This is a genomic window from Paraburkholderia sp. GAS42 (genome assembly GCF_050436565.1).
Lineage (GTDB): Bacteria > Pseudomonadota > Gammaproteobacteria > Burkholderiales > Burkholderiaceae > Paraburkholderia.
In genome coordinates, this window is record NZ_JBNDML010000004.1 from 354156 (window position 1) to 380099 (window position 25944).

The 25944-nt window shown below is 59.2% G+C and carries 20 protein-coding genes and 1 pseudogene; 16 read left to right on the forward strand and 5 right to left on the reverse strand.

Annotated features, from left to right (window positions below):
• Window positions 1-76: 76 nt before the first annotated feature.
• The 8 genes and pseudogenes from P3T16_RS08935 to P3T16_RS08970 all read left to right on the forward strand — a co-directional run bounded on the left by P3T16_RS08935 (window position 77) and on the right by P3T16_RS08970 (window position 11757).
• Window positions 77-1207 (forward strand): porin, encoded by a 1131-nt coding sequence (locus tag P3T16_RS08935; RefSeq protein WP_429341959.1) that lies wholly within the window; start codon window positions 77-79, stop codon window positions 1205-1207.
• A gap of 294 nt (window positions 1208-1501) precedes the next feature.
• Window positions 1502-3973 (forward strand): arylsulfatase, encoded by a 2472-nt coding sequence (locus tag P3T16_RS08940; RefSeq protein ID WP_429341960.1) that lies wholly within the window; start codon window positions 1502-1504, stop codon window positions 3971-3973.
• Window positions 3974-4104: 131 nt separating this feature from the next.
• Complete coding sequence (locus P3T16_RS08945) at window positions 4105-5397, forward strand: anaerobic sulfatase maturase (protein ID WP_429341961.1); 1293 nt, start codon at window positions 4105-4107, stop codon at window positions 5395-5397.
• 155 nt (window positions 5398-5552) lie between these two features.
• Window positions 5553-5759: a hypothetical protein gene (locus P3T16_RS08950; protein ID WP_429341962.1), complete on the forward strand. Its 207-nt coding sequence runs from the start codon at window positions 5553-5555 to the stop codon at window positions 5757-5759.
• Between the two features lie 30 nt (window positions 5760-5789).
• Window positions 5790-7566, forward strand: a pseudogene (locus P3T16_RS08955) (carboxypeptidase regulatory-like domain-containing protein); the annotation flags it as partial.
• Window positions 7567-7660: 94 nt separating this feature from the next.
• Window positions 7661-8005: a hypothetical protein gene (locus tag P3T16_RS08960; protein WP_429341963.1), complete on the forward strand. Its 345-nt coding sequence runs from the start codon at window positions 7661-7663 to the stop codon at window positions 8003-8005.
• Between the two features lie 35 nt (window positions 8006-8040).
• A complete protein-coding gene (locus P3T16_RS08965; protein ID WP_429341964.1) occupies window positions 8041-9513 on the forward strand; it encodes a coniferyl aldehyde dehydrogenase in 1473 nt (490 codons plus the stop codon).
• Between the two features lie 681 nt (window positions 9514-10194).
• Entirely contained in the window at window positions 10195-11757 is a 1563-nt protein-coding gene (locus P3T16_RS08970) for a methyl-accepting chemotaxis protein (RefSeq protein ID WP_429341965.1), read from the forward strand.
• Window positions 11758-11792: 35 nt separating this feature from the next.
• Here P3T16_RS08970 and P3T16_RS08975 read toward each other — a convergent pair whose 3' ends face one another.
• On the reverse strand, window positions 11793-12812 hold the full coding sequence (locus P3T16_RS08975) for an AraC family transcriptional regulator (protein ID WP_429341966.1): 1020 nt from the start codon (window positions 12810-12812) through the stop codon (window positions 11793-11795).
• A gap of 129 nt (window positions 12813-12941) precedes the next feature.
• On the opposite strand from P3T16_RS08975, the gene P3T16_RS08980 reads away from it, so the two are divergent.
• From P3T16_RS08980 to P3T16_RS08990, 3 genes are read left to right on the forward strand one after another with little or no spacing between them, the layout of a single operon-like run.
• Window positions 12942-14468 (forward strand): flavin-containing monooxygenase, encoded by a 1527-nt coding sequence (locus P3T16_RS08980; RefSeq protein WP_429341967.1) that lies wholly within the window; start codon window positions 12942-12944, stop codon window positions 14466-14468.
• 7 nt (window positions 14469-14475) lie between these two features.
• Window positions 14476-15288, forward strand: a complete 813-nt coding sequence (locus P3T16_RS08985) for an alpha/beta fold hydrolase (RefSeq protein ID WP_429341968.1) — start codon at window positions 14476-14478, stop codon at window positions 15286-15288.
• A 12-nt stretch (window positions 15289-15300) separates the two neighbouring features.
• Window positions 15301-16134 (forward strand): SDR family NAD(P)-dependent oxidoreductase, encoded by an 834-nt coding sequence (locus P3T16_RS08990; RefSeq protein ID WP_429341969.1) that lies wholly within the window; start codon window positions 15301-15303, stop codon window positions 16132-16134.
• On the opposite strand, the gene P3T16_RS08995 is transcribed toward P3T16_RS08990, so the two are convergent.
• Window positions 16111-16587 (reverse strand): hypothetical protein, encoded by a 477-nt coding sequence (locus P3T16_RS08995; protein ID WP_429341970.1) that lies wholly within the window; start codon window positions 16585-16587, stop codon window positions 16111-16113. The two genes, P3T16_RS08990 and P3T16_RS08995, sit on opposite strands and share 24 nt — an antisense overlap.
• Window positions 16588-16732: 145 nt before the next feature.
• On the opposite strand from P3T16_RS08995, the gene P3T16_RS09000 reads away from it, so the two are divergent.
• Window positions 16733-17134, forward strand: a complete 402-nt coding sequence (locus P3T16_RS09000) for a hypothetical protein (RefSeq protein ID WP_429342060.1) — start codon at window positions 16733-16735, stop codon at window positions 17132-17134.
• 238 nt (window positions 17135-17372) lie between these two features.
• Here the strand turns inward: P3T16_RS09000 and P3T16_RS09005 are convergent, their stop codons facing one another.
• Window positions 17373-19595 (reverse strand): N,N-dimethylformamidase beta subunit family domain-containing protein, encoded by a 2223-nt coding sequence (locus tag P3T16_RS09005; protein WP_429341971.1) that lies wholly within the window; start codon window positions 19593-19595, stop codon window positions 17373-17375.
• A gap of 159 nt (window positions 19596-19754) precedes the next feature.
• Here P3T16_RS09005 and P3T16_RS09010 point away from each other — a divergent pair, with 159 nt between their 5' ends.
• The 4 genes from P3T16_RS09010 (at window position 19755) to P3T16_RS09025 (ending at window position 24084) form a co-directional block, all read left to right on the forward strand.
• Window positions 19755-20876: a branched-chain amino acid ABC transporter substrate-binding protein gene (locus tag P3T16_RS09010; protein ID WP_429341972.1), complete on the forward strand. Its 1122-nt coding sequence runs from the start codon at window positions 19755-19757 to the stop codon at window positions 20874-20876.
• A gap of 36 nt (window positions 20877-20912) precedes the next feature.
• Window positions 20913-21920, forward strand: coding sequence for a trans-3-hydroxy-L-proline dehydratase (gene lhpH, locus P3T16_RS09015; protein WP_429341973.1), 1008 nt, complete (start codon window positions 20913-20915; stop codon window positions 21918-21920).
• Between the two features lie 258 nt (window positions 21921-22178).
• Entirely contained in the window at window positions 22179-22919 is a 741-nt protein-coding gene (locus P3T16_RS09020) for a FadR/GntR family transcriptional regulator (protein WP_429341974.1), read from the forward strand.
• Window positions 22920-23073: 154 nt separating this feature from the next.
• Entirely contained in the window at window positions 23074-24084 is a 1011-nt protein-coding gene (locus P3T16_RS09025; protein ID WP_429341975.1) for an Ldh family oxidoreductase, read from the forward strand.
• 150 nt (window positions 24085-24234) lie between these two features.
• Here P3T16_RS09025 and P3T16_RS09030 read toward each other — a convergent pair whose 3' ends face one another.
• Both P3T16_RS09030 and P3T16_RS09035 read right to left on the reverse strand, forming a co-directional pair.
• The gene (locus P3T16_RS09030; RefSeq protein WP_429341976.1) at window positions 24235-24945 is read right to left on the reverse strand and encodes an SDR family NAD(P)-dependent oxidoreductase; all 711 of its coding nucleotides are present in this window, start codon (window positions 24943-24945) and stop codon (window positions 24235-24237) included.
• Between the two features lie 103 nt (window positions 24946-25048).
• Window positions 25049-25801 carry an SDR family oxidoreductase gene (locus P3T16_RS09035; RefSeq protein WP_429341977.1) on the reverse strand — a complete coding sequence of 251 codons (753 nt, stop codon included), beginning with the start codon at window positions 25799-25801 and terminating at the stop codon, window positions 25049-25051.
• Window positions 25802-25944 lie beyond the last annotated feature (143 nt).

Here is a 25944-nt window from a genome sequence, read left to right on the forward strand (position 1 = left end):
CGACAACGTCTTCGATGCAGTTTCGAGCAGCAAGACTTGCAGTTCATATCAAGCAAAAACCAGTAGAGGAGACGAAATGAAGATGAAGTTGGTGGGTGCGGCGGCACTTCTGTCATTCGCAGGGGCTGCGCACGCGCAGTCCTCCGTGACGCTGTTCGGCGCAATCGATTCGGGCCTGCTGTATCAGAATAAGTCGATTGCCGCGCCCATCCCAAGGGCGAAAAACCAGGGAAGTGTTTTTGCCTTCAACAACGGAGGGATCTACGCGAGCTTTTGGGGCATGAAAGGGACCGAGGATATCGGCGGCGGATATCACGTCAACTTCCGTCTGCAAAGTTCGTTCATGAACGGCAACGGGAAGTCAGGTCTTGCCGACACGGCCGGCGCTGCCTCGATTTTCAACATGGTGTCGTCCGTCGGCCTCTCCGGTCCGTTTGGAACGGTCACCATGGGCCGGCAATTCGCGCCGATGGCCCTGGCGATGGCGGAGACTGACGTTCGTCGAGGCAACTACTTCGGCAGTATCTTCACCGCCTGGATCGGCATGAACCAGGCCGCGGGCTTCAACTTCGCCAGCACTAACGGGCCGATCGGCGCCTTGTACGACAGCAACGCGATCGTCTACGAGTCGCCCAATTTTCACGGTGCAAGCGCTGCTTTGGAATACGCTCCAGGAGGCGTGGCTGGCAGCTTCCAGGGCGGCACGCGAGAGTCGGCCGTGTTGAAGTACGCGAACTACGGGCTCCACCTTACGGCGCTCTACTACAACGGCCACGATACGAATCCCAGTCCTGCAGCAACGACGCCGCCGACCGGACTCAACAACAATCGCTACGCCTATTTTGGCGCGCTGTACACGATTCACGATTTCTCCGTGTCCGCTTCGTATGCCAACGGCAAGAACCCGGCGCATTCGAACCTGGTCAACCTCGACCTGTATTCGGCCGGCCTTGGCTATCAGTTCTCCCCCGCGTTTCAGGTCACGACCGGCGTGTACTACCTGAAAGACCGGAACAACTCGGCCAACAAGTCCACCACGGTCGCCGGCGGTGGCTCCTACAGTCTGTCGAAATCGACGACGCTCTATGCTCAAGTGGGCTACGTCGACAACAAGGGGAATATGGGCTCGATGATCAGCTACGGCCAGTTCGTGCCTGCCGGAACGTCAACTACCGCCGCGAACATCGGCATGCGTCACACGTTCTGACGCACGCAATGTCGCTTGAAAGTCGGGCGTGTGTGGTTGCACGCCCGACTGATTTCGCAACGAACGAACACGCAGTATTCTACGATGCGTCTTGCACCTCGAGCCTTTTCGTCAGGCGCAGGTACGGCGCGGAACGAGACGGGTCGAGCGCATCGAGCATGTTGCCGACCCGGGCAATTCTCTAACCATGATGAACCGACGAAGATGAGCCGCGCGTGCCGAGGGCGTTGCCGGACCGGCGTGCTGAAGTGGAAGTGTTTTTGGAGATCAAGACGGATGACTAACGCTGAACAAATGGAGAATCGCGCAATGAACGAGCGCTCTCCGCGCAACTATCTCCCTCGCTTCAGCATGCTGTCGATGGGCGTGCTGGCTCTCGGCGGCAGTCTTACTGCGCAGGCCGGCGCCACGGGCGGCGAACTGCCGTTTCCCCGTCCCCCCAGCGCGAGCGTGGCGGGCACATCGCTGGACAACTCGACGCACCATTGGCGGCAAGAGCCGTCGCATCTGCGTGCCGGAGCGCCGAATGTGCTCGTCATCATGCTCGACGATGCCGGCTTTGCCCAATCTGATGTGGTCGGTGGCGAAATTCACACCCCGACTTTCGCCCGGATCGCGCAAACAGGCATCATGTACAACCGCTTTCACGCCACCGCCATCAGCTCGGCGACGCGAGCCGCGTTGCTGACCGGCCGCAATCATCATCGCGTCGGGAACGGAAGCATCAGCGAATTGATGACCGACTTCGACGGCTATACCGGCGTCATGCCCAAGAGTGCCGCCACAGTGGCGGAGGTGCTGAAGGACTATGGCTATAACACGGCGGCGTTCGGGAAATGGCATAACACCCCGCCTCGAGAAACCTCGACGATGGGGCCGTTCAGCCACTGGCCCACCAGCTACGGTTTCGAGCACTTCTATGGATTCATCGGAGGCGAAAGCGACCAGTATCACCCGCACCTGTACAGCGATACCACGCCCTTGCCGGTGCCGAACGATCCCAAATACCACTTGTCGGAAGACCTGGCCAGGCAGGCCGTCAGCTGGCTTGATCAACATCAGGCCCTCGAGCCGAACAAGCCGTTTTTCATGTACTGGGCGCCGGGCGGCGTGCATGCCCCGCACCAGGTCTGGAAGGAATGGGCCGACAGGTACAAGGGCAAGTTCGACAGTGGGTGGGACGCGTATCGAGCGCGTGCCTTCGAACGGCAGAAACAGCTTGGCTGGATTCCGGCCGATACGAAGCAGACACCGCGGCCGGCCGATCTGCCGGCGTGGGACAGCCTGAGCCCGGAAGAGAAGAAGTTTCAGGCACGACTGATGGAGGTTTATGCCGGATTCCTGGAACACACGGATACCCAGGCGGGCAAGGTCGTCGACGAACTTGAACGGTTGGGCCTGCGGGACAACACGCTGATCTTCTATGTGTTCTCCGACAACGGCGCCTCGGCCGAGGGCATGCAAGGCTCGATCAACGAGTTAATTGCGACAAACGGTATTCCGACAACGGTCCGGCAGCACATGGACGCGCTGAACAAGTACTACGGCGGCCTGGATGCGCTTGGCGGTCCGAAGCTCCACGAGCACTACAGCGCTGCCTGGGCATGGGCCAGCGAAACACCCTTTGTCGGCACCAAGCTGGTGGCGGGATATTTCGGAGGAACGCGAGTGCCCCTGGCCGTGTCCTGGCCCAAGGGGTTCCGGCACGATACCGTGGTGCGCAGCCAGTTTCTGCACGTCAACGACATCGCGCCCACCATCTATGACGTGGACGGGATTGCTCCGCCCGAAGTCGTGAATGGCCGCAAGCAGGAACCGCTCGACGGTATGAGTTTCGCCGACAGTTTGACCCATGCCGATGCGCCGACCCACAAGAAGCACCAATACTTCGAGGTACTTGGCAGTCGCGCCGAATACGCGGACGGTTGGATCGCTTCGGTCTTTGGGCCGCGTACACCCTGGAAAGCGGACTTTGCCGATTTGCTGACCCCGCAGGGAAAGCTGGCATTCCTGCTCGGCAAGCCTGCAATTGGGGACAAACTCGGTTGGCTGAAGTGGAATCCCGACAAAGACAAATGGGCGCTGTTCGATCTGGGCAAGGATTATTCGCAGTCGACGGATGTGGCCGACGCGCATCCTGAAAAACTGGCCGAACTGAAGAAGCTGTTTGACCAGGATGCCAGGGACAACCACGTCTACCCGATCGGAGCGGCGTTTTATGCCTTGCTGCATCCCAACGATCGCCCGGGCGAAGACGGCAGGACGGACTTTCATTTCACTCCCGACATCGGCAGCCTCCCGGAGTTCGCCGCACCCAATATTCGTTCGCGCAATCACCGTGTGACTGTGGACGTGGACGTTCCACCTCAAGCCAATGGCGTGCTCTTCTCGCTCGGCGATACAGGCGGCGGTGTCGCGCTCTATGTGAAGGACGGTCACCTCGTGTACGAATACAACGGAGAGTCACTGGTGCGCACGCGCATCCAGGCGCCGGAGAAGCTGCAGGCGGGACACAACGTCATCGAGATTGATTTCACGATGGCGGGCGGCGGGCGGGCTGCGGCAGCCGACGTCGCGTTGAGCGTCAATGGCAAGCCTGTTGCAAAGGGGCGCGTTCCCTACACGGTGCCGTTCGCGTTTAGCGCGAACGCAGCTTTCGAAGTCGGCGCGGATCATGGTTCGCCGGTGTCGCTGGACTTTTTCGACAAGACGCCTTTTGCCTTCAACGGCACGATTCATGACGTTCATATCCACTATACCGAATAGGCTCACAGCGTGACTCGATAGTGAATCCGCTGGCCGGCGCACGGACTGTGCGCTGGCCAGTTTGCCTGGTGTTCGGATGGCTGCGGCTACAAAGCCCAGCCATGCGGGTACCACAGCGTGCAGGAAGCGAAATGCAAGAATCTACCGAATCTCCCCAAGGCCTGCATCTGATGGCCAAGCCCATTGGACCGCTCTGCAATCTCGATTGCAGCTATTGCTTTTACCTGGAGAAGGAAAATCTGTTCCCGGCGCGCGAGCGCTTCCGGATGTCCGATTCGGTGCTCCGCAGCTACGTGCAGCGTTACATCGCGGCGCAGACGACACCCGAGGTGGAATTCACGTGGCAAGGCGGGGAGCCAACGCTGATGGGGCTTGATTTCTTTGAGCGCGCCGTCGCTTACCAGCGCGAATTTGCCGGTGACAAGGCGATCCGCAACACCCTCCAGACCAACGGCACCTTGCTGGATGACACCTGGTGCGAGTTCCTTGCGCGTGAGCGCTTCCTGGTAGGGTTGAGCCTGGATGGGCCGCGCGAGGTGCACGATCTGTACCGGCCCGACAAGCAGGGCCGCTCGAGCTTCGACGATGTCATGCGTGGCCTCGCGTGCATGAAGCGCCACGGAGTCGAGTTCAACGTGCTGGTGACGGTGGCACGCGACGTGGCTAAATACCCGCTTGAGATCTATCGCTTTTTGAAAGAAAGCGGCGTGCGGCACATACAGTTCAATCCCGTCGTGGAGCGAGCGCCGCGTCCACAGGAAATTCGCTTCGGCTTGTCCCATGCAATTCCCCCGAAGCTGTCTCGTCACGGGCACAGCGAGACGGACCCGGCCAGTGCCGTGACGGCTCAAAGCGTCGAGCCCGAAGCTTACGGCGATTTTCTGATCGCTATCTTCGACGAATGGGTTCGTAACGACGTCGGACGAGTACATGTAATGAACTTCGAGTGGGCGCTAGCCGCCTGGTGCCAGGTTCCGGCTGGCGTGTGCCTGTTTTCCCCACGCTGTGGCAAGGCTGCCATCGTGGAGCACAACGGCGACGTGTACTCGTGCGATCACTTCGTGTATCCGCAATACAAGCTCGGGAACATACAGCACGACGAACCTGCGGCGATGATAACGTCGCCCGCCCAGCAGGCTTTCGGCCTTGCAAAGGAGGAATCGCTGCCGGACTATTGCCGAAAGTGCGATTACCGTTTCGCCTGTCATGGCGAATGCCCAAAGAATCGCTTCATGGCGACCCCGGACGGGGAGCCGGGCCTGAACTATCTATGCGCCGGCTACAAGAAATACTTCCGGCACGTGACGCAGTACATGAATGCGATGGCGAAGCTCCTGGGTCATGGTTTGCCGGCGTCGGCCATCATGCAGGCCTTCAAGGGACCGTTGATCATTCCGCTCGAGGCAACCCCCGAGAGAGAATAAGTAAGCAGGCGGGTCAGAATTGAAATGACGTTATGTTGCCAATGATATTAACTCAATATCCTAACTAAATAAATTTTCGAGGCATGTGACGGGTTACGTGTCAGATACGTCGCAGGCAGTTCATTCGCGATGGGAGCGGCAGTCGCAGCGACGACATGCCCAGAATCAACGTTAAAGCTGCAACGCACGCGCAAGTTCGCCGCAAACAGGCAACAGCAGGGGTGGACCGGATCGGGAGGGATAACCCTGACCTGTCGCAAATTGATATGCGTATGTCGATCGCGGATATCGCCCCGCGGACTGGGACCCCGGATGATGGAGCGATCGTCGATGGAGCGAGCGAGACGTTCGCCGCCATGTAATTCGATCAAATTGGTTCACCGGAGTCTTTAATGATAAATAGGCCCTCGAAACTGCTGTTCTGTCTGCTGCTGTTGGGCGTTCAGGCTTTCAGCCTGAGCGCCAAAGCCGGGACACTTACCGGTTCGGTCTCCAGTGGGGGCAAGCCCCTTGCTGGCATCATGGTCACGGTCTTCGACGCAGCCGGAAAGCGCCGCGATACTGTCTACACCGACCCGAATGGACACTACAGCACTACGGTCGACTTTGTCGGCAAATTGCAGGTCCGCGCGCGCACACCGTACTTCAAGGATGTCACTCAGAACGTCGATCTGTCTTTAGATGCACAGAAAAGCCTTGACTTCGTGCAAGAGCGTCATTCCGTTGCAGTCGAACTGTCGGAGAGTCTGCCGGCCTCGGCGCACCTGAGCACACTGCCGTGGTCCAGTCGGGACTCGCGCGCCGCCTTCGTCAGTCAATGCAACTATTGTCACCAGGTGGGCAATGCGCTGACACGTACGCCGCGCGACGAGGCCGGCTGGGCTGCCACCGTGCATCGCATGGAAGGCTACTTTGCGGTGCTGACCAACAGGCAGGCCCAGGACATCACCAGGGCCTTGTACCGGGGCTTTGACGGCAAGGAGGTGGCCGCCGTAGAAAAGTATCTGTTCGACACGGACCTCGTGCACGCCAAGATTAAGGAATGGGTCGTCGGCGACGGCCTGACCTTCGTCCACGATGCGGACGTCGGCTTCGACGAGCATCTCTACGGTGCTGACGAAGGCCACGATGTGATCTGGGAGCTCGACCGCAAGACTGGCAAGATCGACGAGTGGAAGGAGCCCGACATCGATCTGCCGGTGGGCGGCGTCTTTTCCGGTATGCAATTGCCCATTGGCGTTTTCAGCGGCAAGCATGGTCCGCACAGCATCGCGCAGTCGCCTGACGGCCGACTCTGGATTACCAACGCCCTGTCGTCCTCGCTCGCTTCCTTTGACCCGGCAACGAAGAAGTTCAAGCTCTACGAGCTTGGCCACAACCACCTCTACCCGCACACGATCCGCATCGACAGGCAGGGGATCATCTGGTTCACGATCGTCGCTTCCAACGAGGTAGCCCGCTTTGATCCGAAGACCGAGCAGTTCGAGATCATCCATCTGCCAGACGGCGGCTTCTGGCGCGCGGTCTCGCACTACCTGTTCCCGACCGTACTCAAGATTGCATCCTGGTTCCAGCAGCAGAACATGCCGCTTGCCGTGACGCACGCGAAGTGGGCCTTCCAGGGTCGTGACGCCTTTCCGTTCCCCTACGGCATCGACGTCAATCCGGTCGACGGCTCGATCTGGTACGCGAAGCTCTACGCCAACAAGATCGGCCGCATCGATCCGGTAACTCGCGAGGTGACCGAGTTCGACACCCCGCTGAAGGGCCCGCGCCGCCTGCGTTTCGACCCGCAAGGCAATTTGTGGATACCGGCGTTCGACGAAAGCGGTCTGATGAAGTTCGACACGAGGAGCCATCGTTTCGAGACCTTCAAACTGCCTCTGCTGGCACACAACGAGTATGAAGTGCCGTATGCGTTGAACGTCAACCCGAAGACGGGTGATGTCTGGATCACGTCGAACATGTCGGACCGCATCTTCCGGTTCATACCCGGCACGAAGACTTTCGTGACCTATCCGCTGCCCACGCGCGTCACCTGGCTGCGTGACATGGTCTTCACCAGGGACAACGCAGTCTGCTCGAGTTCATCGAACCTGCCGGCCTACGGCATCGAGGGGGGCCTGGCGTCGTTCATCTGTCTGTACCCGGACGGCGAGCCCGGCACGAAGACGGCGACGCCGATGCAATCTGCTGGGGCGACCCAATCCGCCCTCGCTTCCATAAGCGCAAGCAACAACAAGCACTGACGGGGAAGTCAATCATGGACCTTCAATCCTTATCGATGTATGCGGCCATTACCGTTCTGATGGCACCGCTGCTAATGGTCTACGGGTTACCGTTCATCGCTGGCGCCCGCGGCGTCAGCTACTTCGCGCAACTGTGGCTGGGTGAACGCTCACGCTTCGTCATCGCATCCGCCATTGCCGCGCTGGGCATCGCGCCCTCGTACGACGTCTACAAGTCGCCGGTGCCGATCTACGCGCGCTTGCTCGACGGCGCCGAGGTGAGCGGTCCGTTCATGCTGGCCTCATTCCTTGTCACGTGGATCGTGGTGACGGCGCTGGCTCACCGAATCGGCCGCGTGCTGGCCAGGCGCCACGCCTGAGGCGTGGTGCAGATCCAACCTGAAGAAGGGCAGACATGCAACGAGATTATCAAGACGAAATTGCCGGGTTACACGCTGTGTTTGGCGTCCAGAAAGAAGCGTTCACAAGCGCCCCTTATCTGAGTGCCGACGAGCGGCAGCGAAATTTGCGCAAGCTGAAGATTCAGCTGCGCCGCTATCAGGATGCGCTCGCGGAAGCCATCGACAGTGACTTCAGCGGGCGGGCTCACTCCGAGACACTGATGCTCGATATCCTGCCCACGACGCTGGAGATCAATCACTGCCTGCTGCATCTCAAGCGCTGGATGCGCAGCAGCCGGCGTGCGACCGAGTTGCTGTTCGCGACCAACAGCCTGCGCGTGACGTACCAGCCCAAGGGCGTAGTCGGCATCATCGGGACCTGGAACTTTCCGGTCTATCTGTCGCTGGGGCCACTGGTGACGGCACTTGCGGCCGGCAACCGCGCGATGATCCTGATGCCCAGAAATATGTCGGCATCCACGGCTGTGCTCAGGCACCTGCTTACGGAAATCTTTCCGGAACACCTGGTCGCCGTCATTGGCGGAGAGTTGAAAGACCGGAACATCTTCACTTCGTTGCCGTTTGATCATATCGTCTTCACGGGCTCACCGGACATCGGCAAAGTGATCATGCGTGAGGCTGCGCGAAACCTGACGCCGGTGACGCTGGAACTAGGCGGCAAATCTCCGGCCGTGGTGCTGCGTGACTATTCCATCGCCGACGCCGCGAAGCGCATCGCGCACGGCAAGGGTGTCAACTGCGGGCAGATCTGCGTTTCGCCGGACTACGCGATGGTGCCGCGCGAGTCTGTGGGGGCCTTCATTGAAGCGGTGAAAAAGTCCGCAATCCGTTTCTGGGGCGACAAGCCACAAGACAACGCGGAGTACACCTCGGTGGTGAACGAGCGCCAGGCCGGCCGCATCAGAAGCTTGCTCGAAGATGCCGGGAGAAAAGGCGCGACCATCGTGTCATGCGGCGGCGAGGGATCCGGAAGCCGCATCCCATTGCATATCGTCACAGACTGTACCGCCGAGATGGCCGTGATGCAGGAGGAGATTTTCGGCCCGATCCTGCCGGTCATTCCCTACGATTCCGAAGAGGAGGTCGTGAGCTACATCCAAAGCCAACCGCGGCCGCTGGCGCTGTACTGCTTTAGTCATAACGCCGACGCACGGCAGCGACTGCTGCGCCGGACGCACTCGGGTGGCGTAACAATTAACGATTGGGGCTGGCACGCGCTCAATCATGCCGCGCCATTCGGCGGGGTCGGCAACTCCGGCATGGGTAACTACCATGGCGAAGAGGGGTTCCGAGAGCTATCGCACGCACGCACTGTCTTTAAACGGCACCGGTTCTTCCCCATCGACTTGTTCTATCCGCCGTACGGCAACAGGGTACAACGTCTCGCGCTGAGGCTGTTCATCGGCAAGAGCGACCCGAACGCCAGGCTGACCTGCGCAACGAGCAATGGGCGGATTGAAGCATGAAGGCAGCTAGATCCGCAATGCGTCGGCACCAGTCTTCAGGCCATACCAGGCGTGCGGCAGATTGATGCGACTCGTGTTCGAGGGCGGAGCCGGGCTGGCCCGCCGCTCGCCGGGTCGCCTGTCCTTTGCTTTGATCCCGAGCCTGATATGAACATGGCGAACCCCGCTTGGGAATATCCCTGGGGTGTCTCGAAGTGACATGCCGATGTCGACTGCGGATATCGTTCGACGAGGTGAGGCACGGGATGATGGCGACATGTGCATGCGCTATTGCGCGTTTTCGTACTTGGGCCTGAGCAAAATGGAAGTCAAGAGACGATACCGTTGTCGATTCGAACGGCGATCGGCTTTCGTGAGTTGAATGGGAGTTGCTGATGGGCGCCGCCCAGATATCGTTGCGTTCATTGATCGAGAAATGGTTCGCGCCGAGTGCGACGTCAAGGGTACGCCTTACGCGATACGTTCGAGCGCATCCGATGCGGAGTCGTTGTGTGCGTGTCGAGGCGCTGAGATCGCAAGACCCAGTCGCAATCTACTTTTTCCAGCACGGTGACGGCACGTGGCGCCTGTTCCCACCTGAATCCGGGCGCACGTCGACGTGCATTGGGTATGAAGTGGCGGGTTGAGCGGGGCGAACTGACGAGCGAGGTCGGACAGCATTGAAAAGACAAGGATCGTAAATTGAAGCACATAAGAAGAAATTCGCTGTCGCGCCTCAGCATTGGGAATCGGTTGACGTTGCTGGTGGCCGGTCTACTTGCGCTGCTCGCGTGCTCTTCCGTCAATACCGTTTTACGTCTGAGTCAGGCGAACGCGTCGATCGAAACCATTTACAACGATCGTGTCGTGCGCCTCAACCAGATCGAGGCTGTCTCGGATGGCTATGCGGTAATCATCGCGAGGACTGCGCACAAGGTCCGCGACGGCGCAATGACGTCGGCCGACGCCATCCGGACAATTACTACAGCGCGTGCGGTCATCGACCGGGATTGGAAGGACTACACCGCGACCGAACTGGTCGATGACGAAAAAAATCTGGTAGCGCAGGCCGAACCCCGTTTGAAGCTCGCGAACAGCGCCGTCGACCGACTGCTAAACCTGTTGCGGACAAACGATACCGAAGGCTTGCGGAGGTTCGTCGTAAGCGAGATGTATCCGGCCATCGAGCCACTGTCCGGGGTGATCGGGAAACTGATGCAGCTGCAGTCGGATGTTGCGCGGCAGGAATACGCCAAGTCTCACAAAATCTATGAACGGGCAAAGTTGATACAGCCAATCGAAACGATGCTCGTGCTCGTAGCGGCTGTGCTTATTTGCTGGAAACTGATTGGCTCGATTACGAAGCCACTCGCGCAGGCAGTCAGAGTTGCGGAAACGGTGGCGTCCGGCGACTTGACTTCCGACATCGAAGCGACGGGAAGCGACGAGACAGCCCAGTTGCTGGCAGCGCTCAAACGCATGAACGATAGTCTGCTGGATATCGTCGGCAATGTGCGCGCCAGCAGCGAAACTATTGGATCCGCGACGAAGCAGATAGCCGCCGGCAACCTCGACCTGTCTTCCCGCACGGAACAACAGGCGGCGTCGCTCGAAGAAACGGCAGCCAGCATGGAACAGTTGACTGGCACGGTGCGCCAGAATGCTGAAAACGCACGCTATGCATGCACGTTGGCGGGTCAAGCATCGGATATCGCCGATCGAGGTCACGAGGTGGTGGCGCGCGTCATGGGGACCATGGACACGATCGGTGAGAGCTCCACAAGGATCGGCGAAATTGTCGGGATGATCGACAGCATCGCGTTTCAAACCAATATTCTGGCGCTCAACGCAGCCGTCGAGGCGGCTCGCGCGGGCGAGCAGGGACGCGGCTTCGCCGTGGTCGCGGGCGAGGTGCGGGCGCTTGCCCAGCGGTCGTCTGCCGCCGCCAGGGAAATCAAGGAATTAATCGATACTTCGGTGGTTCGCGTGGCCGCCGGCACGAAACTCGTCAACCAGGCGGGGCAGACGATGGGAGAAGTTATCGAAGCCGTGTCCCACGTGAGCGAGATCATGCGCGAAATTGCGTCGGCATCGGACGAGCAGAGCCGAGGAATTGACCAGGTCGGGCAGGCGGTCACGCAAATGGACGATGTCACTCAACAAAATGCCGCTCTGGTGCAAGAGGCGGCCGCTGCCGCCCAATCACTCGAGGGTCAGGCCGCCCAACTCAATGCCGCGGTCGCCCTGTTCCGGTTGCGTTCGTAGGCGTCCTGAACACTGATTCGACGAGCGCGGAGCCGTCAGTTATTTTTAGACAGCGCCCTGCGTCGTAGCTCGCTCGGAGTCGCGCTGAACCAACGCCTGCAGCTACGCGAAAACACGGACGGCTCGGTGTAGCCCAGCAATTCCGCAATCCGGTTTAACGGAACGTGAGGCTGGCTCAAATAACGCTGTGCCAGCTCATATCTGACCTCGTCGACGATCGCCGCAAACGAGGTGCCTTCTTCGCTCAAGCGGCGTTGCATGGTGCGTGGGTGCAGGCCGATGGTCTTGGCAACGCGGACGTGATGGCACATGCCGGGCGCCAGTAGTGTCGACACCAGCGCGCGAATGCGGGCCGTGACGGCGGTATCGGGTGCGGCAAAATGGGTGTCGAGATAGGCTTGCGCGATCTTGTGCAATAAAGGATTGCCGTTCGCGATGGGCAGCGCGAGGTCGGCGGAGCGGAACAAGAATCCGCTGTGTTCGCAATTGAAACGCACATTGACGCCGAAGATTGCCTGGTAGCTGGCGAGCGCCGCAACCCTTCCGTGCTCGAAGGAAATCCGCAGCGCCTTGGCTTGCCCGCCCGAGAGCAGCGTCAGTATGCCTTGTGCCACGCTCATCGTCAGTTCCAGCAACTGCGAGATATTGCCGGCATGGCCAGTCACTAACGATACGCGCACAAACGTTGTGCCGGCGCGGCGATCGCTTTCCGTTGTTACCTCCAGGCCGGGCCTAATGACAGCCACGTATTTGCTCAAGCTGGCAAGCGCGTCCGCGACGGTCGGGCAATTGCGTATTTCCAGGGCCAGGGGACCCAGTATGTCGATACCCTGGCGCGCCGCCAGGCGCATGCCGAAATCCGGACAATGCAGCACCGTCGCACTGCGTTCGAGTAGCGATGCGATCGCCGCTCTCGATATCAGCATATCGGGATCGTCGAGCACTTCTGCCGGCAAACCTGCGTCCGCCAGCAATTTGCCCGCGTCACCGTCGAGCGCGCTGACCAGTTCGCCATAGCCGAGTAGTGCATCCGCACGCGACAGCTTGATCGCCATTGCATTCCTTGTCGGTTACCTGTCGTCAATTGTGCAATATTTGTCGCCCAATGTTAATAATTTTCGCTTTCGGGCAAATACAATCGGTGCAACATCAACGGGCATTCGATATGCAAGGGAACGAGCAAAGTGGATATCAAGCACAGCGAAATGATCCTTGAAGTGGCCATCGTCGGCGCCGGCTTCACTGGCCTGGGCGCCGGCATCCAGCTCAAGCGTGCCGGCATCACCAATTTCCGGATTTTTGAACAGGCCGCCGCGCTCGGTGGCGTCTGGCGCGACAACCGCTATCCCGGCTTGTGCTGCGATATCCCTTCGCATTTGTATTCCTATTCGTTTGCGCCCAATCCGGATTGGTCGCGCCGCTACGCGCCGGGCCGTGAAATCTGGGCCTATCAACAGCGCTGCCACGAACAATTTGGCATGGGCAGTTTCATCAGCTATGGAATGGAGGTCGTGGCCGCGACCTATGACGAGCAAGCCGCACTATGGGTGCTGGATTTCCGCTCGGGCGAGCAGGCGCGCGCAAGGTACTTGATCTCGATGTCGCGCGGCTTGTCGCTGCCGCAATATCCGAAAATCGAGGGTATCGAAGCCTTCGCCGGCGCTGCCATGCATACCGCCTGCTGGGATGACAACTACGACTTTCGCGGCAAGCATGTCGCCGTGATCGGCAACGGCGCCAGCGGCATCCAGGCGATCCCGCAACTGGCCAAGGTGGCGGCGTCGGTCACCGTGTTTCAGCGCACGCCGAGTTGGGTCTTGCCAAGGAAAGACCGCGCCTATTCGGCCCTCAGAAAGGTCCTGTTCCGCTGGCTTCCAGGTGCGCAGAGATTGCACCGCCTGCAATTGTTCCTGACGCAAGAGTTGATTTACCCGGCACTGAAAAACCCCGGCGGAATCATGCATAAGGCGCTGACATGGCTGGCGACGACCCACCTCAACCGCGCCATCGGCGATCCGGTTTTACGCCAGAAGTTGACGCCGAATTTCGCGGTCGGCTGCAAGCGGGTGCTGGTGTCGGACGACTATTATCCGAGCTTTCTGCTGCCGCACGTCAGCCTGCAGACGACAGCGATCACCGGAGCGACGGAAAACGAAGTGATTTGCGCCGACGGCACTCGCCATCGCGCCGATGTGCTGGTGTATTCCACCGGGTTCAAGAATATCGGGGACATGCCTTTCGCCATTACCGGCAAACACGGCAAGACGCTGGCGCAGGTCTGGGGTCAGGAACCGGCCGCCTATCTCGGCGTCGTCACCGCCGGCTTCCCCAATCTGTTCACCGTGCTTGGACCGAACAGCGCATTCGGCCATCAATCCGCATTGTTCGTCATCGAACGCCATGTCAACTATATCGTGCGCTGCATTCGGCATGCCGGCCGCAAGGATTGGCGTTCGATGGATGTGCGGGGCGACGTGCAGCACGACTACAACGAAATGATGCAGCAACGTTTCAAGGGAATGGTCTGGAGCGGTAGCTGTCCCGTTTGGTTCAAGAACGAGGGCGGCCGCATCGTGACGAATACCCCTGACTCCGGTTTCGGCTTCTGGCGCAGGCTGATGCGTCCGAATTTCGACGAATTCGTCGTCGAGCAAACCCGTGACGAGAGGCCGACAAGCGGCGCACGCTACGCACGCGCCGCTTCCGAGTGAGAACCCTATGGCAACCCTACCAGTCACTGACGGGCAACTCCACTACGAAGTCCACGGCGCGGGCGCCGAGACCATCGTTTTCCTCCACGGCATGCTGTGGGACTGGCATTTGTTCGACGCCCAGGTCGCCACTTTGCAAGACCGTTACCGTTGCGTCTGCGTGGATTTGCGCGGGCATGGGCACAGCACGGTCACCAAATCGGGCTACGAGCTATACACGCAGACCAACGACGTTGCCGCGCTGATTCATGCGCTCGGCGACGGACCTTGCCATATCGTCGGCCAATCGATGGGCAGTTTTATCGCGTTGCGGCTGGCTTTGCGACACCCCGCATTAGTCAAATCGCTGAGCCTGATCGGCAGTTCGGCCGAGGCGCCGACGGCCGCTGACCTTCGCATGAGCGGCATATTGGTTTTTGTCGTCCGCTGGTTTGGCATCAGACCGGTCATCGGTACGCTGATGGATATTTGTCTCGGCGATAAATTCCTCGCCCATCCTGCCCGCGCGGTGCTGCGACGGGCAATACGTCAGCGCATTCTGGACAATAACGTTGCCACCCTTTTGCGCACGGCCAAGGCAGTGAACGCACGCGACGACCTGAGCCACGAACTGTACCGTGTCGCCGTGCCAACGCTGGTCATGGTGGGCAGCAACGACAAAGACAGCCAGACGACGCCCGCGCATTCGCAGCGCTTGCATGCAAACATTTCCGGATCGCAGCTGGTGATAGTCCCGGACGCCGGCCACTTCCTGCCGATTGAGGAACCGGAGGCAGTCAATCGGACCTTGATCAATTTTTTAGCAACCTCTTTTTCGTAGAAGGCAGCCAACATGAGCATGAAAAACCTCGCCGGCAAGAATGTTCTGATCACCGGAGCCGGCTCCGGCATAGGCCGTAGTACGGCATTGGCGTTTGCCCGGCACGGCGCCAAGCTGGTGCTATCGGACATCAATCCGACCAACCTCGCCACTGTGGAACGCGAGGTGACGTCCCTCGGTGCCGCCTGCCTGGCATTGACCGTCAATGTCGCCGACGATAACGCGATGCGTGTATTCGCCGACGAAGTGCATGCCAGGGTCGGTGCGCTGGATGTGTTGGTCAACAATGCAGGGATCGCCTACTGCGGGAACTTCCTGGACAGCCCGTCGGAGTCGTGGCAGCGCTTGTACGACGTCAATGTCAAAGGCGTGCTCAGCGGTTGTTACCTGTTCCTGCCAAAAATGATCGCCGGCGGCGGCGTGCGTCGCGTGGTCAACATTGCATCGGCCAACGGCTTCGCGCCGTTGCCCACGCTGGCGGTCTATAGCGCGAGCAAGTATGCCGCGTTGGGATTTTCCGAAGCACTCTCGATGGAACTCGAAGACACCGACGTCGGTGTCACCGTGGTCTGCCCAGGAGCGATCAATACGGCCATCACCACCGGTGCCGGCGTAACGGCGCCATCGGTGTCCGAGGCGCAGAAGGTACGTTTGCAGGATTATTATCGGAACCAGGGCACCTCGCCCGACCGGGTTGCCGATGCGATTGTCGAAGGCGTCATTTCCGGACGTGAAATGGTGGTCGTCGGCACATCGGCGCGCCCGTGCTACTACGTCAAGCGGCTGTCTCCATCCCTCTATCGCAAGTTCGCCATCGCTACATCACGCAAGATGGGTTTTCTGTAATACAGAAACAACGTCAGGCGTTTGATGCGCGCGACAACATAGCTTCACCGTAAGCCGGCAGCGAACGGCCATGTCGTGTCTTTCGAGACTGACAAATTTGACCGGTCGCGAATGACGGGAATGGCCGATGATGCGACTCACGAAACAGAAGAAGGAACGGCCGTTGTACTTCGGAAGCGGTCGTTGCGGTGGCAAAAGTCCGAACGGCGGTTCAGGGTCCGAACAGCGACCATCCGCCAGGGTGCAGACTGTGTCTCCCTTCGTTGAAAGTAGATTGGCATGGAAGCCCAAAAAGTCGATGCCGGAAAGCGAGTGCTCTGGAGGAAGGGCAGGCTGACCGGGCAGGAGCCCCTGTTGAAGCTCAAGGAGATTTAGGCCGTTCGCATCCGTCTGCAGCTTCCGGCGCAGGTCCGCGATCTCGCAATGTTCAACCTCGCGATTGGCAGCAAGCATAGGTCGAGAACAGCAGTTCCGCCGCATTCAGAGGGCGGAAACCTCGTTTCAACCGACGGGCGGAACAAGAGGCCTGGAACACAGCTCCAAGGAAACGTATAGTTGCGTCGGAACCCTGACAGGGGCATCCATGGGGAAATACATGATGTCAAGCGATTGGAAGCGCCGCGTCAGTTTGTTTATCCAGCGCTTCTGGCAGCCGACCAGCGCGTGCATGACCTGCATGCCGGGCAGCTGGGGCAATATCATGAGTCTTGTCCACTGGACGATTGCATTACAGACAGGTCTGGTCACCGGAATTCTGGCCGTTCTTTTGACGTTTACACCGGCAGCGAAGCTCTACTCGAACCGATATGGCAATGCGCTGGTCGTCGGCTTCCTGACAATGTTAGGCGACGCCTACTCGCACGTGAACCACTACGGCTTCCCCTTTGCTGAGGCCGTCGTGACGGGAGTGATCTCGGGCCTACTGGCGCTGGCTGGCTCGTATCTCTTCGAAGGCCGCGCCCGACGCCTTCGAGCCGCATGGGCGCGGATTTTCGGATAGCCTCGCCGTTGACTGTCTGACGGCTCCTGGTCGACCAGACTGCAGACCGCGCGAACGACCCGGTGGCGCCTTCGCAACTGACGCCGGGATGTCTGAAGCCGGGCGCGCAACAGCCATTCCGGGTGCGTAGTTTCTGGTTCCCATTGCACGCTGGCTACGCTTTCTATGGATTGATGACCCCCAGACTTTGTGCGCGCCCCTGCCCCGGAATGGCCTTCTTTGCTGACCCCGCCTCCAGTCAATGCTGTAAGGGCAACTTGCGGGAGGTGTGGGAGACGGCTAGAAAGCGGCGCAAACAGTTCTCGACGATTTGTGAGACGTCGTTGACATAACCGGCGCAGTAAAGACTTCCGAGAAAAGAGATTGAGCCGACTGCGAATAATCCGCCGCCGCTCGGGCCGAAGCCGCAGATCATGTGGGCTCGAATGCCGCTATGCACTCTAGGTTTGCCGACCATTCGATTGAAGAGAAGCTCCTCGGGAACGGTCACGAAACTGGCGTCGTGATTGTCGGAGTACGCAACCACTGTCACGTAGGCGGGCGTGCCGAGGTCGGTTGCAGTTTGATCAATTTCGAAGCCCGCGGCACCGCCGCCAGACAAGCCGAAGTTTCCAAGTTGTTCTCCTGCTCCTGCTTTAACCCCCGCGAACAGCCAGGCATGTTCGGTGGCAAACGAGGCCGGCGTGCGGCGATAGAATGTGCCCCGAAAGTCTCCCTCCGCTGTAAACCCGACTCCCGCAACTTTTTGCGGGGGCAATCCGTTTCGACGCCACATACCCCCATACTCGCCGTCCAACTGGTTGTAGTACTCGCCGGGCTGACTTTCCCACACCCGCATGCCCGCCTCGGCTCGACGAATTTCGAGCAGATGTGGCACTGATGCGGCCCGCGCGATCTTCCAGTAGAACCCGTTACCACCAAGATACATCAGGCTTCCGCCAGCAGACCGGTAGGCCAGGAGCGCGTCCAGCATTCGGCGTGTATGGTATTCCGGGTGCGATCCGGTCAGGACGACGTCGTAGTGCTTCAACGCGTCGACACCGCGATCATCGAGATCCTCATCGGTAACGACATCAAATTCGAATCCTTTTTCCCTCAACCAGCTGGTCAGATGGGAGTCCGCGGAAAAGTGGCGCAGACCAGACCCATGCTCGTCAAGGAACGTCAGGTAGCCAGGGCGCATTGTGAGAATCGGGCGCAAGCGGGACGAGAGGCTTATACCCGAACCATCACTGTGGTAGTTGTATGTTGATGTACCAAATGCAGTTACGACGTCCGGGTTGTGAGGATAGCCGCCCCATTTGTCCACGCGATCAGCAAGCGCGCCCAAAAAATTTCCGCGAGCATTGTTGGCGTAGGCCAGGTAAGTCAATGTGGGCGCAAGAAACGCGATGCGCGCATGCTTTCCCCCCGAAGCAACCGTGACGTAAAACGGAATCGTGTCGACCCCTGCTCCATTGTCCACGCGGAGTCCATAGACTCCAGATGGCATGTCAGCCGGAATTCTGAAACTTAGCGACGTTTGCCAGCCACAGTCCGACAGGTCGTCAGCGTGGAAACGAATCGCGGCGTATTCATCGGGTGCATGCTTCCAGTCCAACTCCCGTCCAGTCCATCCTGACGATCGAACTGCTCTCATTGGTGCGTTCACAAGCGTCAACGGGGCGTCGCTATCAAGCCGGTTCGGTACGCTCGTATGAACCAGGGTTGGCGTGAAGTCCCAATGCGCCAACAGGGTGTCCTCACGCTGGTCGCCGCGTGCGTCGTTGCGGGCCGCGCGCAATTCCGGACTTTCGATGAAGCCGTTGAAGGCATGCTCCGGGCGTCCTTTCCAGATAGCCGCAAAGCACACGGAAGTGGCGTCGAACGCCGCGGCTGAGAACGGTGCTTCAAAGTCCGCCACGTTCCTGAATGCCTCTTCGCGCGCGTCCATACCGGAACTAATCGCCCGAATGTGTCCGTCACGGTCGATCGATATCTGCAAATTTGTCCACAGATCGGCGGCGACGGGTACGCCTGTTGTGATCTGTTCCCCGGTCGCGAGGCTCTGAAAAACAAGTTCACCGCGAGTGAGAGCGATCGCTACACCATGCGTCCCATCGTGGTTCTGAAGAGCGACCAATGTCTGGAGGGAAGCGGCTTCAAGCGTGGGCTGAACTGTCAGGTCGAGCTGGACGCGCTGAGAGTCTTTTAGAGCCGGCATCGGGCCGTAAGCGCAGGAGCCGGGAAATACCGGCTGCTCCTGTCCCGGGTAGGTGTTTTCCAGCTGGGCATCGATCGGGACCAGCTTCATCCCGGGCCCGTTAGGATTTGGGTCACAACAATCTATTCGCTCAACAGTCGCCGTAAAAGCGCGACCGCCGCGCGAACTGATTTTGAACGCCAGTTCCTGATCCGCATGCGCGCTCCACGGGGTCACATAGCCGATGATCGCGGGAGTTTTGAAGTGTGAAGTAGTCATAGTCAAATGATCGATCGTTCTTGGTCATGGTTCCAGGCGCTGCTCTGCGACCGTTTAGGCCAGGGAAACCCCTATGAGATTTTATTTTGCAATGGTTGAAAATAGAACCAAAAGTGGTCACTATAGAATCCAGTGTACTTTAACCACTTGGGGTGTGCGATGAAAAAATTGATCTCTTCGGTAATGACGGTTGCTGCACTTCTTGCTTTCGGTAGCGCAAGCGCCCAAGAGGTTGTTCTTGTTGGTGTTTCCGGACCGTTGACCGGTCCCCAGGCGTCGGAAGGGAAAGACAACGAGAATGGCGCGCGCATGGCGGTTGACGAACTTAATAGTGCCGGAACGACGATCGCCGGTAAAAGCGTAACATTCAAATTGGTATCGCAAGATGACCAGGCGGATCCCCGGATTGGGGTGCAAGTCGCGCAAAAGCTGGTCGACGCCAAGGTGGCCGCAGTTCTTGGTCCATACAATTCCGGAGTCGCGATCCCGGCCTCGCGGCTCTACCAGAATGCTGGCATCCCGATGCTTTCGGTTGCGTCGAACCCGGCACTGACCCTTCAAGGCTTTAACGAGGTATTTCGTATCGGAGCCAGTGACGGACAACTCGGCGGAGCGATGGCTAATTTCGCCATCGATACGCTTAAAGCAAAGACAGCGGCGGTCATGGATGACCGGTCGGCGTACGGCCAGGGCGTGGCTGAAGAGTTCATGACCGTGGCCAAGGCACGCGGGCTCAAGATTATCGACCAGCAATACACGAATGGTCAGGCAGTCGATTTCAAGGGTGTGCTGGCTCAGATCAAAGGAAACAACCCCGACGTCATCTTCTATGGTGGTTACGCCTCACAAAGCGGCCCGCTCGTGAAGCAGATGCGTCAGCTCGGGTTGCGGGCGAAACTGCTGGGCGGCGACGGGATCTGTACGGCTGATATGGCCAGGATCGCAGGTCCCGCAGCGGCGAATGCGTACTGTTCACAAGGCGGGGTCTCGCTGGACAAGACGCCCGCGGGTAGCGCATTCCTCAAGAAGTACAAGACAACCTTCAACGTCGATACGCAGGTTTATGGCGTTAGCTATTACGACGGCATGAAGCTGCTGGCCGGCGCTATGGTGAAGGCGGGCACGACAACGGATCACGCAAAAATCGTTGCGCAACTAGCCAGGTCCACCTACGCGGGCGTGGCTGGCGAATACTCGTTCGACGCACATCATGATCTGAAAAGCTCGGCGACCACCGTCTACACATTCAAGGATGGAGCGGTAGTAACTTACGGCGACTAACGGTCTCATTCAAATAGTAAGCATGACGGAGTATCTATGCGAATTACCAGGACACTTAACACAATCGAAATGCACACCGGTGGTGAGCCGTTTCGCATTATCACGAACGGCTTCCCGCGCCTGGCCGGGAAGACCATCGTAGAGCGGAGGGAGTGGATTCAGCAACACGCGGATGAGTTACGGAGCGCCATGATGCTGGAGCCTCGAGGTCATGCAGACATGTATGGAGGCTTTCTCACTGAACCGGTAACCGAGGGCGCCGATTTCGGCATCATCTTTACGCAGAACAAGGACTACAGCCCCCATTGTGGCCACGGGACCATTGCGCTGGCTACCGCGGCGGTTGAACTGGGGTGGATTGAGCGCACGTCGCCGGAGACGCGCGTAGGCATCGACGCGCCCTGCGGATTCCTCGAAGCTTTCGTCCAATGGGACGGCGAAAATGCAGGGAATGTGCGTTTCGTGAATGTGCCGTCATTCGTCTGGAAAAAGGACGTCACCGTTGATACTCCAACGTTCGGCCCCGTGTCCGGAGACATCGCATACGGCGGCGCGTTCTATTTCTACGTCGATGGTGAACAGTACGATATGGCGGTAGGCGAAAACAACGTCGACCGACTGAAGCAGTTCGGCGACGAGATCACCCAGGCGACTAACGCAGCGTTTGACATCGTTCATCCGGAGATTCCGGAAATTAGAGGGCTCTACGGCACGATCATTTCGAATACGCCCCGTCATCCGGGATCGACTCAGGCGAACTGCTGCATCTTCGCCGATCGCGAGGTTGACCGATCGCCAACGGGATCCGGTACCGCAGGGCGCGTCGCGCAGCTCTACCAGCGTGGCAAGCTGCCCGAGGATGGATCGCTCGTGAACGAGTCGATCATCGGGACGATCTTCAAGGGCCGCGTGCTTAGCGAGACGAAATGCGGTGAATTCGATGCAGTGATTCCCGAGATCGAAGGGAATGCGTTCATCTGCGGCTACGGGACATGGTTGATCGACGAACGCGATCCTTTGACCTACGGGTTCCTGGTGCGGTAGAGGGAGCAGATTCCAGGCGCTGCTTCGACGGCAACTGCCACACTGACGTGACACCTTTTGGCCCATCTCCCTGGAGCCTTCGCGGCGCATTCCGAAGTGGGGTGCAGCCGCGCTTTTTGCCATGTGCGAGCCACGGAAGACACTTAAAGCGTGGTCGAATCAGGAGGTGGCATCATCTCGCCGTGACGTATGATAATTATTCGTCAATGACAGGTGAAGTCTCCCGGATCGGGCGCCAGGAAAATGAAAGGAAGTGAGATGGGTACGACACGGCAGGACCTCGAATCGAATTTCAGACCACTGCAGATTTATGAGCAGGTCGAGGAGAAGATCAAGGAGGAAATCCGCACAGGACGGTTCGCGGCCGAGTCCCGGCTGCCGTCGGAGCGCGAACTCGCAGCGCTCTATGGTGTCGGCCGACCTGCGGTTCGAGAGGCAATAGGGGCTCTTCAGAATGAAGGCCTCGTTGTGACAAAACGGAATTCTGGTACCTACGTCTCGTCTGCGGCCTCTGAGCGCTTACTTAACGGCGAAGGCGATCATGGAGCCCAGAACGCGGAGCCAGATTTCAGTCCAACGGGAACGCTCGAAACGCGATTCATTCTTGAGCCAGCAATTGCACGTCGAGCCGCCGCCCGAGCCAGGCGCGATCGCCTGGCTGAGCAATACCTTGCGGAGATGGAAACAATTCGCGATATCACCAATCTCGAGGAGCGTGCGCTGTGGAATAACAGCGATAGATTGTTTCATCGGCAATTGGCGGTCATGACTGGTGACGCTTTGCTCGTCAAGATCGCAGACGAGGTAGCGAAAACAATGGATCAGCCGTTGTGGAAACGGCTAAAGGACGACGCGATTTACGATCCGCTACGGATACGCCTGTATGCGTCCGAGCATCGGCTTATTTACGAGTCGATCGTGAGCGGTGATGCTGACGCAGCAGGGTTCTACGTGGAGCAGCATATCAAGCGGGTGCGACGGGATATTGCGCCCAAGTAGAGCCGGCTTGATCAATTAGCGGGCCGCGAACACGCCTCCATCGTCGACAAAGAGATCGCAGCAGCGATGTCCCCGATGAACATCACCAGACGCTGGACACAAATCGAACGCGCGTGGCCGCGCGGCTACTAATGAGAGACGGACTTCAGAAGACATGGCAGAAATAGTTCTTTCACTTGATCACCTGCACAAGTTGGCCTTTGACGTATTGGCATCCAATGGGCTCAGTGCGCGTCAATCGGACGCGATGGCGAAGGTACTCGTTGCGGGCCAACGGGACGATTGCCACTCACACGGTGTATGGCGCCTTATTGGGTGCGTCAAAACGCTGAAGATAGGCAAAATCAATGCTGATGCCGAGCCGCAGATAAACGATGTCTCGCCTTCGCTCGTTAAAGTCGACGCCCGGTTCGGATTTTCTCCGCTCGCGTTTGAACTGGGGAGCCGGGTACTCGTTGAAAAGGTGAAGAAATCCGGCATCGCGGCGCTGGCAATCAACAACTGCTTTCACTTCAGCGCTTTATGGCCGGAGGTCGAGGCAATTGCTGCTGAAGGCGTAGCCGCACTGGCCATGACGCCTACGCATAGCTGTGTAGCACCCGCAGGCGGAAACAAGCCGCTATTTGGAACCAACCCGATCGCGTTCGCCTGGCCGCGTCCAGGCCCCTTTCCGTTTGTGTTCGACATGGCTACAAGCAGAATCGCCCGTGGTGACATCGAGTTGCATAAGCGGTCTGGCTCCAGGATTCCGAACGACTGGGCGATCGACGAAAACGGTCAAGCCACTGATGATCCCGACAAAGCGTTGAGAGGGGCCATGCTTACGTTTGGAGGCTATAAAGGTTCCGCGCTTTCAGCGATGGTTGAGTTGCTGGCTGGCCCGCTAATCAGCGATATGCTCAGCCCGGAGTCGCTGGCTTTTGATGAAGGCGCAGGAGCTGCACCGTGTCACGGTGAAATCATCGTCGCTTTCGATCCTGCAGTCTTCGCCGGCGCGGACCCTATGGACAACCTGCGACGCGCCGAGACTTTGTTCGACGGAATGGTGGGTCAAGGCGCGCGTCTGCCGTCCCAAAGACGATTTGATGCGCGACAGCGCAGCATTGAGCACGGCGTGTCGCTCTCAAAGGAACTTCACGACGAACTTACCCGTTTGATTTCGTGAGATCCGTTGGGTGAGAGGGCCGCATCCTGGCTCTACACCTCAAGTGCCGCAACCAGATTGACGCGTGCAAAGCGTGATTCCAGGAACGCTCGAATGAGGTAATTGCTGTAGGGATACGAAAGGGCACCGACTTGCGGTGCCCGAGGAATTTTAGTGCCCGGCGCTCTGGCCGCCGTCGACGTGCAGGATTTCTCCCGTGATGAACGGTGCGGAATCAAGGAACAGAATCGCGTCGGCGATATCGCTCATCTCGCCCATGCGCCCGAGCGGATGGAAGGCGCCCAGGGCTTCATGGGTTTCCGGCGCGTGCATCGGCGTCTTGATGATCCCCGGCGCGACGGCATTCACGCGAATACCTTTCCTCGCGTACTCAATCGCCAGAGACTTCGTGGCGGCGTTCAGCCCCCCCTTCGTCAGGGCTGCCAGTACCGAATACACGCCGCTGATTGCAGCGTCAACGGTGCTGGAGGTCACGCTAACCACGTGGCCGCTCGACTGCTTTTCCATTTCGGCGATGGCGAGTTGCGTCACGTAATAGAAACCGGCGACATTCACGTTGACCACGGCGGCGAAGTCTTCGGCGGTATGTTGGGTGAAAGGCTTCCCGATGTAAATGCCGGCGTTGTTCACCAGCGTGTCGATCCGGCCAAACTTCGCAACACCTTCGGAAATGACACGCTGGGCAGTCGCCGGATCGCCAATATCACCCGCTACCGTAAGGATGTTCGGGTCGTCGGACGGCTTGATCGAACGTGCGGTCGCAACAATGCGGTAGTCGAGCTTGCGAAACGCCTTGACGACTTCCGCGCCAATGCCTTGCGATGCGCCCGTAACGACGACAACCTTAGGTGACGTGCTCATGTTTTACCCAGAAAATTTTGTTCGACTTCGACGCCGATCGGGCCGACGGCTCCGATCAAGGCAAATGTAGACACGTTGATTCAGGTTTCGCATCAACCTGCAATCACCCCTTTTTAGCCTGCGCCAGCCACTGGTCGAGACTGACGCGGCCGATCCGCGCGTCGCCGAGCGGCACGAGCGATTGTTCCTCGACACGGCCGCCGTAGTACAGCGCGTCGCGATCCGTCACCACCGGACGCGCGTCGCCTACCGATTTCAGATAACGCGTGACGATTTCCGCGAAGGGCGCGCGGTCTGGGCCGGCGATCTCGACCGTGCCGTTCAGCGGCGCGGCGAGCGCGATCTGCGCGAGGCTCGCCGCGACGTCGTCCGCGGCGATCGGTTGAAACAGGCCGTCGCCGATGCGCACCGTGCCGCCTTCCGTGCCGAAATCCGCAATACCGCCGATGAACTCCATGAACTGGGTCGCGCGCACGATCGTGTACGGCACGCCCGCCGCTTTGATCACCTCTTCCTGCGCGACCTTGGCAGCGAAATACGCGTTCTCCGGCGTGCGGTCGCAGCCGACGATTGATAGCGCGACGTGATGGCGCACCCCTGCGGCCACTTCGGCCGTGCCGAGGTTGCGCGCCGAGGTGCGGAAGAAGTCGAGTACCGCCTGCGGCTCCCATGACGGCGCGTTCGTCACATCCACTACGACGTCCGCGCCCACGAACGCGTTGCTCAGGCCTTCACCCGTAACGCTGTTCACGCCGGTACGCGGCGACGCGGCGAGCGCCTCATGGCCCGCCTCGCCAAGCAGCGTGACGAGACGCGATCCGATCAGGCCGGAACCACCGATTACGACGATTTTCATGGCAGATTCTCCAGATGAGAGTAAATGAACGCGCGGGGCGCCCGGCAAGTGTCATATCGCGTGAAAGTGTTCGCCGCCGTCGCATCGCGTGGGGCCATTGTGGAAGAATCATGCGCTATCGAAAAGTGCCAGGAATTGTCGAT

What these genes read in the sequence shown, in the direction of transcription:
- P3T16_RS08935 (WP_429341959.1), top strand. Translation starts at nt 77, where the DNA reads ATGAAGATGAAGTTGGTGGGTGCGGCGGCACTTCTGTCATTCGCAGGG.
- P3T16_RS08940 (WP_429341960.1), top strand. Translation starts at nt 1,502, where the DNA reads ATGGAGAATCGCGCAATGAACGAGCGCTCTCCGCGCAACTATCTCCCT.
- P3T16_RS08945 (WP_429341961.1), top strand. Translation starts at nt 4,105, where the DNA reads ATGCAAGAATCTACCGAATCTCCCCAAGGCCTGCATCTGATGGCCAAG.
- P3T16_RS08950 (WP_429341962.1), top strand. Translation starts at nt 5,553, where the DNA reads ATGCCCAGAATCAACGTTAAAGCTGCAACGCACGCGCAAGTTCGCCGC.
- P3T16_RS08960 (WP_429341963.1), top strand. Translation starts at nt 7,661, where the DNA reads ATGGACCTTCAATCCTTATCGATGTATGCGGCCATTACCGTTCTGATG.
- P3T16_RS08965 (WP_429341964.1), top strand. Translation starts at nt 8,041, where the DNA reads ATGCAACGAGATTATCAAGACGAAATTGCCGGGTTACACGCTGTGTTT.
- P3T16_RS08975 (WP_429341966.1), bottom strand. Translation starts at nt 12,812, where the DNA reads ATGGCGATCAAGCTGTCGCGTGCGGATGCACTACTCGGCTATGGCGAA.
- P3T16_RS08985 (WP_429341968.1), top strand. Translation starts at nt 14,476, where the DNA reads ATGGCAACCCTACCAGTCACTGACGGGCAACTCCACTACGAAGTCCAC.
- P3T16_RS08990 (WP_429341969.1), top strand. Translation starts at nt 15,301, where the DNA reads ATGAGCATGAAAAACCTCGCCGGCAAGAATGTTCTGATCACCGGAGCC.
- P3T16_RS08995 (WP_429341970.1), bottom strand. Translation starts at nt 16,587, where the DNA reads ATGCTTGCTGCCAATCGCGAGGTTGAACATTGCGAGATCGCGGACCTG.
- P3T16_RS09000 (WP_429342060.1), top strand. Translation starts at nt 16,733, where the DNA reads ATGTCAAGCGATTGGAAGCGCCGCGTCAGTTTGTTTATCCAGCGCTTC.
- P3T16_RS09005 (WP_429341971.1), bottom strand. Translation starts at nt 19,595, where the DNA reads ATGACTACTTCACACTTCAAAACTCCCGCGATCATCGGCTATGTGACC.
- P3T16_RS09010 (WP_429341972.1), top strand. Translation starts at nt 19,755, where the DNA reads ATGAAAAAATTGATCTCTTCGGTAATGACGGTTGCTGCACTTCTTGCT.
- lhpH (WP_429341973.1), top strand. Translation starts at nt 20,913, where the DNA reads ATGCGAATTACCAGGACACTTAACACAATCGAAATGCACACCGGTGGT.
- P3T16_RS09020 (WP_429341974.1), top strand. Translation starts at nt 22,179, where the DNA reads ATGGGTACGACACGGCAGGACCTCGAATCGAATTTCAGACCACTGCAG.
- P3T16_RS09025 (WP_429341975.1), top strand. Translation starts at nt 23,074, where the DNA reads ATGGCAGAAATAGTTCTTTCACTTGATCACCTGCACAAGTTGGCCTTT.
- P3T16_RS09030 (WP_429341976.1), bottom strand. Translation starts at nt 24,945, where the DNA reads ATGAGCACGTCACCTAAGGTTGTCGTCGTTACGGGCGCATCGCAAGGC.
- P3T16_RS09035 (WP_429341977.1), bottom strand. Translation starts at nt 25,801, where the DNA reads ATGAAAATCGTCGTAATCGGTGGTTCCGGCCTGATCGGATCGCGTCTC.